The sequence below is a fragment of the Paracoccus aminovorans genome (genome assembly GCF_900005615.1).
Classification (GTDB): domain Bacteria; phylum Pseudomonadota; class Alphaproteobacteria; order Rhodobacterales; family Rhodobacteraceae; genus Paracoccus; species Paracoccus aminovorans.
Genome location: NZ_LN832559.1, coordinates 2,336,962 through 2,351,194, shown reverse-complemented (window position 1 = coordinate 2,351,194; position 14,233 = coordinate 2,336,962). Strand labels below are relative to the sequence as shown.

14 protein-coding genes, 1 tRNA gene and 1 pseudogene are annotated in these 14,233 nt (G+C 68.3%); 12 read left to right on the top strand and 4 right to left on the bottom strand.

Annotation, left to right across the window (positions count from 1 at the left end; translation table 11 throughout):
• Positions 1-291: 291 nt before the first annotated feature.
• A pseudogene (locus JCM7685_RS20775) lies at positions 292-969 on the top strand (tyrosine-type recombinase/integrase); the annotation flags it as partial.
• Positions 970-1,184: 215 nt separating this feature from the next.
• Here the strand turns inward: JCM7685_RS20775 and JCM7685_RS11670 are convergent.
• Both JCM7685_RS11670 and JCM7685_RS11665 read right to left on the bottom strand, forming a co-directional pair.
• Positions 1,185-1,261 (bottom strand) — tRNA-Arg (locus JCM7685_RS11670).
• A 93-nt stretch (positions 1,262-1,354) separates the two neighbouring features.
• Positions 1,355-2,785, bottom strand: coding sequence for a sensor histidine kinase (locus JCM7685_RS11665; protein WP_074968699.1), 1,431 nt, complete (start codon positions 2,783-2,785; stop codon positions 1,355-1,357).
• A 239-nt stretch (positions 2,786-3,024) separates the two neighbouring features.
• Between JCM7685_RS11665 and rpmH the strand changes: the two genes are divergently transcribed.
• The 10 genes from rpmH to JCM7685_RS11615 all read left to right on the top strand — a co-directional run bounded on the left by rpmH (position 3,025) and on the right by JCM7685_RS11615 (position 11,267).
• Positions 3,025-3,162, top strand: coding sequence for a 50S ribosomal protein L34 (rpmH, locus tag JCM7685_RS11660; RefSeq protein WP_074968700.1), 138 nt, complete (start codon positions 3,025-3,027; stop codon positions 3,160-3,162).
• A gap of 32 nt (positions 3,163-3,194) precedes the next feature.
• The gene (rnpA, locus tag JCM7685_RS11655) at positions 3,195-3,620 is read left to right on the top strand and encodes a ribonuclease P protein component (RefSeq protein WP_074968702.1); all 426 of its coding nucleotides are present in this window, start codon (positions 3,195-3,197) and stop codon (positions 3,618-3,620) included.
• Positions 3,617-3,853 carry a membrane protein insertion efficiency factor YidD gene (yidD, locus tag JCM7685_RS11650; RefSeq protein WP_074968704.1) on the top strand — a complete coding sequence of 79 codons (237 nt, stop codon included), beginning with the start codon at positions 3,617-3,619 and terminating at the stop codon, positions 3,851-3,853. Before rnpA ends, yidD begins: the two co-directional genes overlap by 4 nt.
• Positions 3,854-3,904: 51 nt before the next feature.
• Entirely contained in the window at positions 3,905-4,804 is a 900-nt protein-coding gene (ttcA, locus tag JCM7685_RS11645; RefSeq protein ID WP_100526076.1) for a tRNA 2-thiocytidine(32) synthetase TtcA, read from the top strand.
• A 59-nt stretch (positions 4,805-4,863) separates the two neighbouring features.
• Positions 4,864-6,147 (top strand): EAL domain-containing protein, encoded by a 1,284-nt coding sequence (locus JCM7685_RS11640; RefSeq protein WP_074968706.1) that lies wholly within the window; start codon positions 4,864-4,866, stop codon positions 6,145-6,147.
• 212 nt (positions 6,148-6,359) lie between these two features.
• Entirely contained in the window at positions 6,360-8,279 is a 1,920-nt protein-coding gene (gene yidC / locus JCM7685_RS11635; protein WP_074968708.1) for a membrane protein insertase YidC, read from the top strand.
• Positions 8,276-9,025 carry an MOSC domain-containing protein gene (locus tag JCM7685_RS11630; protein ID WP_074968710.1) on the top strand — a complete coding sequence of 250 codons (750 nt, stop codon included), beginning with the start codon at positions 8,276-8,278 and terminating at the stop codon, positions 9,023-9,025. Before yidC ends, JCM7685_RS11630 begins: the two co-directional genes overlap by 4 nt.
• Entirely contained in the window at positions 9,022-9,672 is a 651-nt protein-coding gene (gene yihA, locus JCM7685_RS11625; protein ID WP_074968712.1) for a ribosome biogenesis GTP-binding protein YihA/YsxC, read from the top strand. Before JCM7685_RS11630 ends, yihA begins: the two co-directional genes overlap by 4 nt.
• Before the next feature lie 61 nt (positions 9,673-9,733).
• Positions 9,734-10,633, top strand: a complete 900-nt coding sequence (argB, locus tag JCM7685_RS11620) for an acetylglutamate kinase (RefSeq protein WP_074968789.1) — start codon at positions 9,734-9,736, stop codon at positions 10,631-10,633.
• Positions 10,634-10,748: 115 nt separating this feature from the next.
• Positions 10,749-11,267 (top strand): SixA phosphatase family protein, encoded by a 519-nt coding sequence (locus JCM7685_RS11615; protein WP_074968714.1) that lies wholly within the window; start codon positions 10,749-10,751, stop codon positions 11,265-11,267.
• Here the strand turns inward: JCM7685_RS11615 and JCM7685_RS11610 are convergent.
• A complete protein-coding gene (locus tag JCM7685_RS11610) occupies positions 11,264-12,220 on the bottom strand; it encodes a 1-phosphofructokinase family hexose kinase (RefSeq protein ID WP_074968791.1) in 957 nt (318 codons plus the stop codon). The genes JCM7685_RS11615 and JCM7685_RS11610 overlap by 4 nt on opposite strands.
• Positions 12,220-12,627, bottom strand: a complete 408-nt coding sequence (locus JCM7685_RS11605) for a metallopeptidase family protein (RefSeq protein WP_074968715.1) — start codon at positions 12,625-12,627, stop codon at positions 12,220-12,222. Before JCM7685_RS11605 ends, JCM7685_RS11610 begins: the two co-directional genes overlap by 1 nt.
• A 75-nt stretch (positions 12,628-12,702) precedes the next feature.
• On the opposite strand from JCM7685_RS11605, the gene gltX reads away from it, so the two are divergent.
• Complete coding sequence (gene gltX / locus JCM7685_RS11600; protein ID WP_074968717.1) at positions 12,703-14,028, top strand: glutamate--tRNA ligase; 1,326 nt, start codon at positions 12,703-12,705, stop codon at positions 14,026-14,028.
• Positions 14,029-14,233 lie beyond the last annotated feature (205 nt).

The window sequence follows — 14,233 nt, the reverse complement described above, 5'->3', positions numbered from 1 at the left end:
CAGATGAATCCATGACAGGATTTGTGCAACAGAGCCGTGGCGAGGATCAAAGGCGTCAACACGGTGCGCAAGACGCTCGCCAACGGTGCCGTCCGGGTCTATTACTATCACCGGGCGACGGGCACCGCCTTGCCCGGCAAGCCCGGCGACGCTGCCTTTCTCGCCGCCTTTGCGGCCGCTGAACAGGTCCAGCCGAAGGATGTTGGCAACGTCAACGAGCTGATCCGCGATTACCTTCTGAGCCTGACATTCGAGAAGAAGGCGGCCAGCACCCAACGGGAATACAAGCGAATGCTGATGCCGTTGGGCGAGAAATTCGGCAAGCTGCCTATCAAGGCATTGGAAAGCCCTCGCGTCCGGGGCGTGTTTCTTGAGTATCAGGAAGACATTGGCCGCGACCGGCCTCGTGAGGCCGACAACCGGCTGTCCGTCCTGTCGGCGGTGTTCACATATGCGGCGCGCAAGGGTCGGATCAAGGACAACCCGCTGGCGGGCTTCGAGCGTATCTATTCCGGCGACCGTTCCGAAATGATCTGGACCGCAGTAGACATTGAGGCCTTTATGCAGACCGCGCCGCTGGAACTGCAACAGGCGCTGATTCTGGCGCTGCATACCGGGCAGCGGTATGGCGACCTGATCCGCCTGCGGTGGGCCGACTATCAGGGCGAGACGACCAGCCTGCGCCAGAACAAAACCAAGGCGCGTGTGACGATCCACGTTTCGCAGGCCCTTCGGCGGATGCTGGACGGCATGAATAGGGTCGGGCCGTATATTCTGACCCGGCCCGATGGCCGCCCTTGGTTCACCGAGGCTAACGACAAGGAACTGGGCAAGCGGTGGTCGGCCCATATGGTCGCATGCGGCCTGCGCCCGGAAGGCTATGCCGATCTGCCGAAGGCGAAGAAGGCCGAGCATCTGCGGTTCAATGACCTGCGGGGCACGGCGGTCACGCTTCTGGCCGAGGCCGGGAACGCCATTCCACAAATCTGCGCCGTCACCGGCCACACGCTGCAATCGGCGACCCGCATTCTGGAGAAATATCTGGCGATGACGCCCGCGCTTTCGAAAGCCGCGATTCTGGCATTTGAGGCCAGCCCGGCCACAGCGTTTGCAAACCGCTTGCAAACTAGACCTCAACCGCGCAATGATGCGCAGGAAAAACCCAAGGAGAACATGATGCTCAATGGCGGACCCGGAGCGATTCGAACGCCCGACCCCCAGATTCGTAGTCTGGTGCTCTATCCAGCTGAGCTACGGGTCCGCTGTGAGGCGGTTATCTAGAGATAGCGCCGGAGGGGCGCAAGGCCAAAAAACGCCCTCGCGGCAATCTTTTTCCGCGGCAGCTGAAAAGCCATCATTCTCCGGTCAATTCCACTCGGGCGGCGGCAATCGCCAGCTCGCGCGGCAGGTGCAGGATGAACTGGGTGCCCTTGTCGTCGCTGCGCAGAAGCTCCAGCCGGCCGCCGTGGTTGCGCACCAGATCGGCGGCGATGGCCAGCCCCAGCCCGGTGCCGCCCTTGCGCGAGCCGCCCGAGAAGGGCTGGAATAGGAAGTCGCGCGCCTTCTTCGGCAGGCCGGGGCCGGTGTCGCCGATGCGGATCCACCATTCCTGCTCGTCCTCGCCGGCGCCGATCTCGATGGTGCCGGGCTGGCGCGTGGCCTCGATGGCCTGGCGCGCATTGCGCACCAGGTTCGACAGCACCCGGAACAGCTGGTCGCGGTCGGCCCGGATCGACAGGGCCGGGGGAACGTCGGTCAGGAACTCGATGGGCTCGGCGCCGTCCAGCCGGTCGGCGGCCAGCGACTCGCCCTCGGTCACCTCGGTCACCAGCGCCGAAAGGTTGAAGCGCGACAGCGACGGCGCCGGCTCCTCGGCCTTGCCGAAGGCCAGCGTCGTCTCGCACAGGTTCACGGCGCGGCTGATCGAATTGACCAGCTTGGGCGCGGCGCGGCGCACGGCAGGGTCGGCGCTGGTCTCCAGCCGGTCGGCAAAGATCTGCGCCGTGGTCAGGATATTGCGCAGGTCGTGGCTGATGCGCGCCACCGCCTGGCCCAGCTGCGCCAGCCGGTCCTTCTGCTTCAGGGCCGAGGTCACGGTGCGCTGCATGGCGGCGAGCGCCGTTTCGGCCTCGTTCAGCTCGGCCAGGCGGGCGGTGGGGGTGATGATGGCGCGGGCGTCCTCCGGCGCGCCGGCATAGGCGGTCATGTGGCTGATGACGCGCCGGATCGGCACCAGCAGCAGCCGCTGCGCCGCGATGTTCAGAAGCAGCGCCGTCAGGATCGAGAAGGCGGCCGAGATCGCCAAGAGCCGCAGCCCGTAGTCGATCATCTCGGTGCGCAGCCGCGCCGTGTCCATGGTGATCTCGATCAGCTGGCCGGCCTGGTTGACCGGGGCGCCGATGATGCGGATCACCTTGTTCTGCGGATCGGCGAGCAGGGCCAGCGCATCGCGCGCCGAGGTCCAGAACGGTTGTTCGCGCAGGTCGTAGGTGGCCGAGATCGGCCCCGGAATCGGCGAGGACAGCACCAGCTGCCGCACGTCGTTGCGGCGCAGCACCACGTTGAAGACGCCGGCGTTCTCCAGCAGTTCCGATTCCAGGTCCGAGGCCAGCGATTCGTCGGTCGCCAGCAGCGCGAGGCTGGCGATCTGCGCCCGCTCCAGGCGCGACTCCAGGAAGTCCAGCCGATAGTTCGCAAGCGAGGGCAGCAGGATCAGCAATTCGGCCAGCAGCACGAATATGCCCGTCAGCAGGGCGAATCGGCCGGAAAGGGTATTCAGGGCCATGGCAGGTTTCGCGTTTCCCCTCGTCTCGGCAGCCGCTGCTTCACATAATGGCACAGGGCGCGCAGTTCAAACATGCGTGACATTGCCCGGGTTCCCTTGGCCATGGCGCGGCGCCGAAATCCCGCTATTGCGGTTGACTTGCGGGGCGGGGGCGACTATCCAGCGGGCCTCGAATGACCGGCGCGTCCTGCGTGGGCCGGCTGCCCATACCCTGACACGCCCAGACCCGGAGTTTAAAGATGTCGAAACGCACCTTCCAGCCGTCGAACCTGGTTCGCGCCCGCCGCCACGGCTTTCGCGCGCGCATGGCGACCAAGGGCGGCCGCCGCGTGCTGAACGCCCGCCGCGCCAAGGGCCGCAAGACCCTCAGCGCGTAAGCCCTGACGCCGCAAGGCGCGGGCTTGCCGTGATGGACAGCAACGGGCAAGTGGCCGCCGCTGACCGGACCGCCGCAGAAGATGCGGCACCGGGCAGGGCGGCTTCCGGCGTTTCGGCGCCGGAGGTCCTGCGCAAGCGGGCCGATTTCCTGCGTGCCGCCTCGGCGCGGCGGCAGGGGATGCCGGGCTTTCTGCTGCAAGCCCGGCGCCGGGACGAAGGCGAGGCCGGGCAGGGGATCCGCGTCGGCTTCACCTGTTCCAAGAAGATCGGCAATGCCGTGACCCGCAACCGCGCCAAGCGTCGGCTGCGGGCCTTGGCGCGCGAGGTGATGCCGGGGGCCGCGCGCCCCGGCTGGGACTATGTGTTGGTCGGGCGCCCGGGCGCCACGGTCAGCCGCGGCTTCGCCGAACTGCGCGCCGATCTGGCCGCGGCGCTGGCGCGGGTGCATGGCAAATGACCCCGCTGGCGCATCTTCTGGCGCTGCCGGTGCGCGGCTATCGCCTGGTCGCCAGCCCCTGGGTCGGGCATGGCTGCCGCTTCCAGCCGACCTGCTCGGCCTATGCGCTGGAGGCGCTGGAGCGGCATGGTGCGGTCAAGGGCGGCTGGCTGGCCGCGCGGCGCGTCTGCCGCTGCCATCCCTGGGGCGGCCATGGCCACGACCCGGTGCCGGGTGCGCCGCCGCAGGACTGACCGCGCGGCCTTTTCATGCTAACCAGGGCGCGACGGCGCGACGAGGACATCATGCGGGACCAGATCACCGACGAGACCGAAGCCGCCGAGTCGGAGGCGGAGATCCACCCGCTGTTCCGCGGCGCGCCGTCCTCGACCGAGTTCCGCAAGCTGAGGAAGCGCCTGGTGCGCGAGACCCGCGCCGCCATCGACACCTATGACATGATCCGCCCAGGCGAGCGCTGGCTGGTCTGCCTGTCCGGCGGCAAGGACAGCTATACGCTGCTGGCCGTGCTGCACGAGCTGAAATGGCGCGGGCTCTTGCCGGTCGACCTGCTGGCCTGCAACCTCGACCAGGGCCAGCCCGGCTTTCCGGCGACGGTGCTGCCCGAATTCCTGACCGACCGGCAGGTCGCGCATCGCATCGAATACCAGGACACCTATTCCATCGTGAAGGAAAAGGTGCCGGCGGGCCGCACCTATTGCGCGCTGTGTTCGCGGCTGCGGCGCGGCAACCTTTACCGCATCGCCCGCGAAGAGGGTTGCCGGGCGGTGGTGCTGGGCCATCACCGCGACGACATCCTGGAAACCTTCTTCATGAACCTGTTCCACGGCGGCCGCCTGGCCTCGATGCCGCCGAAGCTGCTGAACGAGGACGGCGACCTGAACGTGCTGCGCCCGCTGGCCTTCGTGGCTGAGGCCGACTGCGACCGCTTCGCCCGCGCCATGAACTATCCGGTCATCCCCTGCGACCTTTGCGGCAGCCAGGAGGGGCTTCAGCGCATGCAGGTCAAGAAGCTGCTGGACGAGTGGGAGGCGCGCAGCCCCGGGCGCCGGCAGGTGATGTTCCGGGCGCTGACCAATGTGCGCCCCTCGCATCTCCCGGATCCGAAGCTGTTCGATTTCACGACGCTGCTGCCTGATACTTCGGATTTTAGCGAAAAAGCCGTGCCGAAGCTGCGCGAACATTAACCGAACGAAAAACCTCCCGGTTTAGACTGGATCTTGCACAACAAGATTCGGGACTGGGAATGGCATACGGAATCGCGGCGGCTGCAGCGCGCCTGGCACGGCTGGTCAAGGGCGAAGGGGCTGTGCAGCACAGGGCGCGGCTGGCGCTTGTGCTGCGGGTCGAAAATGTCGAGACCCTGCGGGCCGGGCTGGGGCCGCAGGTGCTGGAGCAGATCCTCGAACACCTGACCCGCCGGCTGGTCGCGGAAACCCGGCTGCTGCCGCAGACGCGCGGTCTTGGCTCGGCCGAGGTGCTGGGTCTGTTCGCCGTCGGCCGGCAGCAGGCGGTGCCCGGGCTGCTGGCGCGGCTTCGGACGATCTGCAGCGAAGGGGTGGATTTGCCCGACCTGCGCATCTGCCCGGTGGTGAATGCGGTGATCGTCAGCGACGAAACCGGTCAGGCCGAGCCGGCGGTCCTTTACGCCCATGGCCGCGCTGCCTTGCAGGGCTGCGATCCGCTCTCGGTCTCGGGCCAGATGCGCTTTGTCGAGCTGCCGGCTGAGGGCAGCGTCCCCGATACAGCCGCGGCGCTGGACCTTACCCGGCTGCGCATCACCTTCCAGCCGCAGATCTGCTGCGACACCGGCGCGGTGCTGGGGCTGCGTCTGCAGGCGCGGCTGGGCCTGGACAAGGGCGAGAGCCGCGACCTGCACGAGATCGAGCCGCGGCTCGACGACGAGGCCCTGGGCCAGGCCACCGCGCATGCGCTGCGCGAGGCGCTGGCCTGCCTCAAGGGCTGGGACCGGATGGGCGCGCGGGTGCCGATGCTGACGCTGCCGCTGTCGGACCGGAGCCTGGCCGATCCGCTGCTGGCCGACTCGCTCCTGTGGGAACTGGACCGCCAGGACCTCTCCGCCGCCCGGCTCGAGATCGAGATTCGCGAGCCGATCGGCCGCAGCGGCGGGCGCATGCCGGTGACGGCCAGCTTGCAGCGTCTTGCGGCGGCGGGTTGCACGCTGGTCTTGGGCGAGTTCGGCACCGGCAGTGCCGGACTGGCCGACCTGCGCCGTTTCGGCATCGGCCGGGTGCGGGTCGGCCGGGAATTCGTCGCCGATTGCCACCGTCGCGCCGACCAGCAGCGCATGATCCTGGCCATCCTGGCACTGGCCGAGCATCTGCGGCTGGCGACCCTGGCCGACGGCGTCGCCAACCCGGACGAGAACGCCTTTCTGGCCCAGATCGGCTTCGGTGCCGTGCAGGGTCCGGCCGTGGCGCCCGCCATGGAGGCGCAAGAGATCGACCGCTTCCTGCTGGACTACGGCCAATCGCTGCCCGCGCCCTTCGACCTGAGGCGCAAGGTCTGATCCGGCGGCGGTCGCGGGGATGAAGATGCTCGCCCGCCGGGTTTTTCCGAAGACCGCGCGGCAGGCTCGGCGGGGCGGACGCCGGGCCGAGCGGCCGGATCAGACGCCTTCGTCGCGCGATGCTGCGGGCAAATTCCCTTGACCTTTGCCGGTGGCTTCTGTTGAAGCGGCCCGAACCCTCTGGCTGGGTGAAGACGAAGGGCTGGTCCGTAATGCAAGACAACAATCGCAACCTCATCCTGGCGATGGTGCTTTCGGCCATCGTCATGCTCGTCTGGTCGATCTTTTTCGCCCCCGAGCCGGCGCCCCCCGCGCAGGATGCGGCCCAGACCTCGGCGCAGGACGGCACGGCGCCGGCCTCGACCCCTGCGGGCGGCCCCGCCGCGCCGGTGGGCACGGCACCGGGCACCGCGCCCGAACTGGCCGCCGAAACCGCGGCCAATGCCGATCCCTCGGCAGGCGCCGGGCGGGTCAAGATCGAATCCCCCTCGCTCGCCGGCACGATCTCGCTGGCCGGCGGCCGAATCGACGACCTGGAACTGACCGGCTATCACGAGACGCTGGACCCGAAATCGCCCTTTGTCCGCCTGCTGTCGCCGACCGCGAAGCCGGCGCTGCAGGCCGAGGGCACCCCGGCCGCCCCCGGCGGCGACCTGCAGTTGGCGGTGCAGAAACCCTATTACGCGGTCTATGGCTGGATGCCCGGCGCCGGCACCGATCCGGCGCTGGTCCCCGGCCCGGCCACGGTCTGGCAGGTGGAATCCGGCGCGACCCTGGCGCCCGGCCAGCCGGTCACGCTGCTGTGGGACAACGGCGCCGGCCAGATCTTCCGCCGCACCTATGAACTGGACGACAAGTTCCTGTTCACCGTGACGCAATCGGTCGAGAACACCGGCACCGCGCCCTTCTCGGCCGCGCCCTACGGCATCCTCGCGCGTCATGGCAAGCCCGACACCCAGAACTTCTTCGTCCTGCACGAGGGCGTGGTCGGCATGACCGACGGCAAGCTGCTGGAGCAAAAGTACAAGAAGCTTCCCGACCTTTCCCCGGTCGCGGGCGAGGGCCCGGCCGAACTGATCGACGTCAAGGAGAACGGCTGGATCGGCTTCACCGACAAGTACTGGATGACCACGCTGGCGCCCGCGCCGGGCAATCCCTTCACCGCCGTGGTGAAATACGCCCCAGGCGCCGACATCTACCAGGCCGAGACCCGGATGCCGATGCAGACCGTGGCCCCCGGCGCCACCGGCACCTCGTCGAGCTATCTCTTCGCCGGCGCCAAGGTCTGGGAGACGATCAACAGCTACCAGCAGACCCCCGGCATCGACCGCTTCGTCGATTCCATCGACTGGGGCTGGTTCTATTTCCTGACCAAGCCGATCTTCCGCCTGCTGCACTGGCTGCACGGCTTCATCGGCAACATGGGCTGGTCGATCATCGGCCTGACCTTCATCCTGAAGCTGCTGGTCTTCCCGCTGGCGCGCAAATCCTACATCTCGATGGCCAAGATGAAGGAATTGCAGCCGCAGATGGAGGCGATCAAGGAGCGCACCGGCGACGACCGGATGAAATACCAGAAAGAGGTGATGGAGCTCTACAAGCGCGAGAAGGTGAACCCCGCCGCGGGCTGCTTGCCGGTGCTGCTGCAGGTGCCGATCTTCTTCTCGCTCTACAAGGTGATCTTCGTCACCATCGAGCTGCGGCACGCGCCCTGGCTCGGCTGGATCCGCGACCTCTCGGCGCCCGACCCGTCCAGCCTGTGGAACTTCTTCGGGCTGGCACCCTGGGCGATGCCGGGGCAGGGCAGCTTCCTGCACAGTTTCACCCTGCCGGCGCTGGCGATCCTGTTGGGCATCTCGATGTGGATGCAGCAGCGGCTGAACCCGGCCCCCGCCGATCCGGCGCAGAAGATGATCTTCGCCTGGATGCCGTGGATCTTCATGTTCATGCTGGGAGGCTTCGCCTCGGGGCTGGTGCTTTACTGGATCACCAACAACACCATCACCATCATCCAGCAATACACCATCATGTCGATGCACGGCCACCGGCCCGATCTGTTCGGCAACATCCGCTCCAGCCTGCCGGCGCGGGCCAAGGCGGGCGACAAGGATGGGCAAAAGGGCGGTAAATGACCGCCCGCATCGCCCGGATACGCCGCCATCCGATCAAGTCGGTCGGCGGCGAAGACCTTGGCCGCATCCGTCTGGATGCGGCCCGCGTCTTGCCGGGCGACCGCGAATGGGCGGTCCTGACCGAAGCGGGCGAGCGTCACGCCGGCCCCGCCCCGGCGCGCTGGCTGCCCAAGGGCTGCTTCCTGCGCGGCGCGGCCGCTCCGGGCCTGCAAGCCGTCAGCGGCGGCAGCATGGGAAACGGCCGGTTGCGGCTGGCCCATCCGCAGCTGCCCGTGATCGAGATCGACCCCGAGACCGAGGGCCCGCGGCTGATCGACTGGCTGCGCCCGCTCTGGCCCGCGGACAAGCCTGCGCCCACGCGGCTGGTGCGGGCGCCCGCCGCCTGGACCGACGTCGGTCGGCCCTGGGTCTCGATCCTGTCGCTTGACAGCCTGCGCGACCTGGCCGGGCGGCTGGGCTTCGATCCGGGCATCGCGCGCTGGCGCGCGAACCTCTGGGTCGAGGGTTGGGCGCCCCATGCGGAACGCGATCTGATCGGTCGGATCCTGACCGTGGGCGAGATCGAGCTGCGCGTGACCGAGCCCATCGGCCGCTGCCCCGCCACCAGCGCCGACCCCGAAACCGGCGGCATCGACATCGACATGCCCGAGGCGCTGAAGGCGCATCTGGGCCATACCGATTTCGGCATCTACGCCGAGGTCGTCACCGGCGGCGAGATTGCCCTCAACGACGAGATCCGCGCATGAAGGTCGCCTTTCCCATCGCCCCCGAACCCGAGGCCGAGGCCGCCGAGGCCGCGCGCAAGCTGTTCGCCGGTCCGGTCGATTTCCTGAAAGGCGTCGTCGCTATGGACGGGCTGCCGCCCGCCGACCGGCCCGAGGTCTGTTTCGCCGGCCGCTCGAACGTCGGGAAATCCAGCCTGATCAACGCGCTGACCGGGCGGAACGGGCTGGCGCGCGCCTCGAACACGCCGGGCCGCACGCAAGAGATCAACTATTTCACGCTGGGCGAGCAGGCCTATCTGGTCGACCTGCCGGGCTATGGTTTCGCCAAGGCGCCGGTCGCGGTGGTGGCGAAATGGCAGGCGCTGCTGAAGAGCTACCTTTCCGGCCGGCCGACCCTGCGCCGCGCCTTCGCGCTGATCGATTCGCGTCATGGGGTGAAGGACGTCGATCACGAGATCATGAAGCTGCTGGACCGGGCCGCCGTGCCCTTCCAGGTGGTGATGACCAAGGCCGACAAGATCGGCACCCAGGCCATGCAGGCCACGGTCGAGCAGGTGCAGGAGGCGCTGCAAAAGCATCCCGCCGCTTACCCCGAGCTTGTGATCACAAGCTCGGACAAGGGCCAGGGCATCGCCACTCTGCGCAGCATCATTGCCGGTCTGGACTGATCTGCGCCCGCGTCCTAGGGTCGAGCGCGACGAACAGGGGCCTTCTATGAGAAAGCAGAACATGAACCGTGACTGGATCGCCACCGCCCGCACCCTTTCCGAGGCGCTGCCCTATATGCAGCGCTATTCGGGCGCCGTGGTGGTGGTGAAATTCGGCGGCAATGCCATGGGCGACGACGAGGCCATGGCCGAATTCGCCCGCGACATCGTGCTGATGAAGCAGGTCGGCATCCACCCGGTCGTCTGCCACGGCGGCGGGCCGATGATCAACGACCTGCTGGCCAGGCTGGGCATCGAAAGCCGCTTCGTGCGCGGCAAGCGCGTCACCACCCGCGAAACCGTCGAGGTGGTCGAGATGGTGCTGTCGGGCCTGGTGAACAAGCGTATCGTGCAGGCGATCAACGACGCCGGCGGCCGCGCCGTCGGCATCTCGGGCAAGGACGACGACCTGATGGTCTGCGAGCCGGACGACCCCGAACTGGGCTTCGTCGGCCGCCCGGTCGAGATGAACGTGCAGATCATCCGCGACCTCTACGCCGCCGGGCTGATCCCGGTCATCGCCCCGGTCGCCACCGGGATGGAGGACAACGAGACCTTCAACGTCAACGGCGACACCGCTGCCGGCGCCATCGCCGGGGCGCTAAAGGCGGACCGGCTGCTGCTCTTGACCGATGTAGCCGGGGTTAAGGATGCCACGGGCGAGGTGCTGACCGCGATGAATCCCGACCAGGTGCGGGCGATGATCGAGGAGGGCACCATCGCCGGCGGCATGATCCCCAAGACCGAGACCGCGCTGAAAGCCATCGAGGAGGGCGTGCGCGCCGTGGTGATTCTGGACGGGCGGGTGCCGAACGCCTCGCTCCTGGAACTGTTCACCGAACATGGCGCCGGCTCGCTGATCCGCTCGACCGAACCGCGGGTCAAGCCGCGCGGGCTGCGGCAGGGCGGCAGCGGGCTTTAGGCCCGCGTCGCGGCAAGGCGCCGGCGGGCCAAGAGAAGGCTTGCCCGCGCGCCGGAAGCTGTGGCAGGCTCGAAGCCGCTGAGCAACTTAACCGTATGGCCGAAAAGGCAATTCGATGACTCCTCTCGGACACTGCCGTCTGATCCTGACCCGGCACGCGAAATCCTCTTGGGACGATCCGGCGCAGCCCGACCAGGAGCGCCCGTTGAACGAGCGCGGCTGCCGCTCGGCCCGCGAACTGGGCGACTGGCTGGCCAGCCGGGGCTACGAGCCCGAGGAAGTGCTGTGCTCGACCGCCGAGCGCACGCGCGAGACCTGGGCGCGTGTCGCGATGGCGCCGCTGGAGGTGCGGCCGCAGGTTCGCTATGAGCCGGGGCTTTACCAGGCCGGGCCGGAAAAGATGCTGGCGATCCTGCGCACGGCCTCGGCACCGACGGTGATGATGATCGGACACAACCCGGGCATCGCCGAATTCGCCGCGATGCTGCCGGCGCGGGTGCCGCTGGACCCGGATTTCCGGCGCTATCCCACGGCGGCGACGCTGGTGGTGGATTTCCAGATCGCCGACTGGTCCCAGTTGCGCCCCGGCGAAGGCAGCGTGATGGATTTCACCCGCATGGACGGCCGGCGCTAGAGCCGCATTTCGCTGACCACGCGGGCGGCGAACAGCCGCTCGACGTCCTCGGCCCGGCAAAGCTCGGTGGCGGGGGTCTGCACGGTCGCGGATGCGGCGGCGGCCGCCAGCCCCAGCGCGTCGGGGATCGGCCAGCCCCTTGCGTAGCCCAGCACGAAGCCGGCCAGGAAGCTGTCGCCGGCGCCGACCTTGCTGACGATGGGCACCCGCGCCGCCTCGGCATGCCAGATGCCTTCGCCCGTGGCGATGATGTTACCGTCGCGGCCCCGGGCCACGATCACCGCCCGCGCCGCGCCCGAGGCGACCAGCCCGGCCGCGAAACGCGCGGTATCGGCGCGATAGGGCAGAGGGTGGCCGGCCAGCCCCTCGGCCTCGGCGTCGTCCATGCGCAGGATCTCGACCCGGCGGTCGACCACGGCGGCGGCCATGGCCAGTGCCTCGCCCGAGGTGTCCACCACCAGCCGTGCGCCGGACCCTTGCAGCCGCTCGGCCAGCCGTGCCGCGAAACCGGCCGGCACCCCCGGCGGGTTCGAGCCCGACAGCACCACCAGCGCGCCCGCCGCCGCATCCGCCGCCGCTTGCAGGGCGGCCTCGACATCGGCGCCGGACCATTGCGGGCCGGGCATGACGAAGCGGAACTGCTGGCGCAGCGCCTGGTCGTCCACGGTGACGGATTGCCGGGTTTCGCCCGGCGCGGGCAGGCTGCGCACCGCCACGCCGGTCTCGGCCAGCAGTTCGGCGATGCGCTGCCCGGTGGCGCCGCCAAGCGCCACCAGCGCCGTGCTGTCGCCGCCCATGGCGCGGATGGCGCGGCTGACGTTGATGCCGCCGCCGCCCGGATCGACCCGCGGCGGCGTGCAGCGCAGCTTTGCGTCCGGGACCACGCGCGGTGCCGAGGTGGTCACATCCAGCGCCGGGTTCAGGGTGATGGTCAGGACCGGCGCCTGGGCCATCATTCCCACCAGCGGTCGATGGTGGCGATGTCCTCGTCCGACCAGCCGAAGTGGTGGGCGAATTCATGGACCACGACATGCGCGACCAGCTGCCCCAGGGTCACGTCGCCGCGGCTGGCCCATTCGTCCAGGATGGCGCGGCGGAACAGCCAGACGGTGTCGGGGAAATGCTGCGGCTCGCTGGCGGATTTTTCCGTCATCGGCACGCCGTCGTAGAGCCCGGTCAGCTCCAGCGGGTCGTCGATCTGCAATTCGTCCAGGAACTCGTCGCCGGCGAAATCCTCGACCCGCAGCACGACTTGCGCCGCCGGGCCGGCGAATTCCGGGGGCAGGGCGGCGATGGCCTCGCGGGCCATTTCCTCGATCGCGCCGGTGTCGGGCGCCTCGGCATTCTTCCAGTCAAGCATGGCCAACCTCGTCTTTGGCCCCGATATGGACAAAAACTGCCACATGTGAAAGAGCGAAGCCGACAGGAGACACCCATGACCACCACCCGTTTCGCCCCTTCGCCCACCGGCCACATCCATGTCGGCAACCTGCGCACGGCGCTGATGAACTACCTGATCGCGCGCAAGGCGGGCGGCACGTTCATCCTGCGCCTGGACGACACCGACCGTGAGCGGTCGAAGCAGGAATATGCCGACGGCATCCAGCGCGACCTGGAGTGGCTGGGCCTGACTTGGGACCGGATCGAGCGGCAGTCGGACCGCCTCGACCGCTACGGCGAGGCGGCCACGGGCCTGCGTCAGGCTGGCCGGCTTTACGAAGTGTTCGAAACCCCGGTCGAGCTGGACCTGAAGCGCAAGAAGCAGCTCAACATGGGCAAGCCGCCGGTCTATGACCGCGCCGGGCTGAACCTTTCGGACGCCGACAAGGACCGCCTGCGGGCCGAGGGTCGCGACGGCTATTGGCGCTTCCTGCTGGATCAGGAGCGGATCGAGTGGACCGACGGCATCCTGGGCGATATTTCCATCGACGCGGCCAGTGTTTCGGACCCGGTGCTGATCCGCGCCGACGGGCAGGTGCTTTATACCTTCGCGTCCTCCGTGGACGATGCCGACATGGGCGTGACCCATATCGTGCGCGGCGCCGACCACGTGACCAATACCGCGACCCAGATCCAGATCATCCGCGCGCTGGGGGCCCAGCCGCCGGCCTTTGCGCATCACAGCCTGCTGACCGGCGCGCAGGGCGAGGAACTGTCCAAGCGCCTGGGCACGCTGTCGATCAAGGACCTGCGCGAGAACGGCGTGGCGCCCGAGGCGCTGCTGTCCTTGATGGCGCGGCTGGGCTCGTCGCAGCCGGTCGAGCTGCGCATGTCGCTGGACGACCTGGCCGAGGGCTTCGATCTGTCGCAATTCGGCGCCTCGCCCACCAAGTTCGACGCCGAGGACCTCTGGCCGCTGACGCGTGAGGCGAACCAGTCGCGGCCCTTCGCCGAGGTCGCGGACCGCATCGCCGCGCTGGGCGTGCCGGCGGAACTGGCCGAGCGGTTCTGGCGCGTCGCCTCGCAGAACATCACCCGGCTGGACGACCTTGCGGGCTGGTGGGAAATCTTCTCGAAAGGCGCCGAGCCGCAGATCGACCCCGAGGATGCCGATTTCATCGCCGAGGCGATGAAGCTTTTGCCGCCGCCGCCCTATACCGATGCGACTTGGGGCGAGTTCACCGCCGCGGTCAAGGCCGCGACCGGCCGCAAGGGCAAGGCCCTGTTCATGCCGCTGAGGAAGGCGCTGACCGGGCAGGCGCATGGGCCGGACATGTCGGACGTGATGCCGCTGTTGCAGGTCGTGCGCGCCCGCGGCTGACGGATCGACCCTTCGACATGAAAATGCCGCCCGGAAGGGCGGCTTTCTTGTCGCTGGGCCTCGTCAAGGGCGCGTCGTGCCTGACATTCCTGCCTGATGATACGCGTCGGAAATGAGCGACCGCGGCAGAGGGGCAATCGGATGAGTGCCGTCTAACACCCATCCGATCATGCTGGAACAGTTAACAGATTACCGTTTATTCTGG

What these genes read in the sequence shown, in the direction of transcription:
- JCM7685_RS11665 (WP_074968699.1), bottom strand. Translation starts at nt 2,785, where the DNA reads ATGGCCCTGAATACCCTTTCCGGCCGATTCGCCCTGCTGACGGGCATA.
- rpmH (WP_074968700.1), top strand. Translation starts at nt 3,025, where the DNA reads ATGTCGAAACGCACCTTCCAGCCGTCGAACCTGGTTCGCGCCCGCCGC.
- rnpA (WP_074968702.1), top strand. Translation starts at nt 3,195, where the DNA reads ATGGACAGCAACGGGCAAGTGGCCGCCGCTGACCGGACCGCCGCAGAA.
- yidD (WP_074968704.1), top strand. Translation starts at nt 3,617, where the DNA reads ATGACCCCGCTGGCGCATCTTCTGGCGCTGCCGGTGCGCGGCTATCGC.
- ttcA (WP_100526076.1), top strand. Translation starts at nt 3,905, where the DNA reads ATGCGGGACCAGATCACCGACGAGACCGAAGCCGCCGAGTCGGAGGCG.
- JCM7685_RS11640 (WP_074968706.1), top strand. Translation starts at nt 4,864, where the DNA reads ATGGCATACGGAATCGCGGCGGCTGCAGCGCGCCTGGCACGGCTGGTC.
- yidC (WP_074968708.1), top strand. Translation starts at nt 6,360, where the DNA reads ATGCAAGACAACAATCGCAACCTCATCCTGGCGATGGTGCTTTCGGCC.
- JCM7685_RS11630 (WP_074968710.1), top strand. Translation starts at nt 8,276, where the DNA reads ATGACCGCCCGCATCGCCCGGATACGCCGCCATCCGATCAAGTCGGTC.
- yihA (WP_074968712.1), top strand. Translation starts at nt 9,022, where the DNA reads ATGAAGGTCGCCTTTCCCATCGCCCCCGAACCCGAGGCCGAGGCCGCC.
- argB (WP_074968789.1), top strand. Translation starts at nt 9,734, where the DNA reads ATGAACCGTGACTGGATCGCCACCGCCCGCACCCTTTCCGAGGCGCTG.
- JCM7685_RS11615 (WP_074968714.1), top strand. Translation starts at nt 10,749, where the DNA reads ATGACTCCTCTCGGACACTGCCGTCTGATCCTGACCCGGCACGCGAAA.
- JCM7685_RS11610 (WP_074968791.1), bottom strand. Translation starts at nt 12,220, where the DNA reads ATGGCCCAGGCGCCGGTCCTGACCATCACCCTGAACCCGGCGCTGGAT.
- JCM7685_RS11605 (WP_074968715.1), bottom strand. Translation starts at nt 12,627, where the DNA reads ATGCTTGACTGGAAGAATGCCGAGGCGCCCGACACCGGCGCGATCGAG.
- gltX (WP_074968717.1), top strand. Translation starts at nt 12,703, where the DNA reads ATGACCACCACCCGTTTCGCCCCTTCGCCCACCGGCCACATCCATGTC.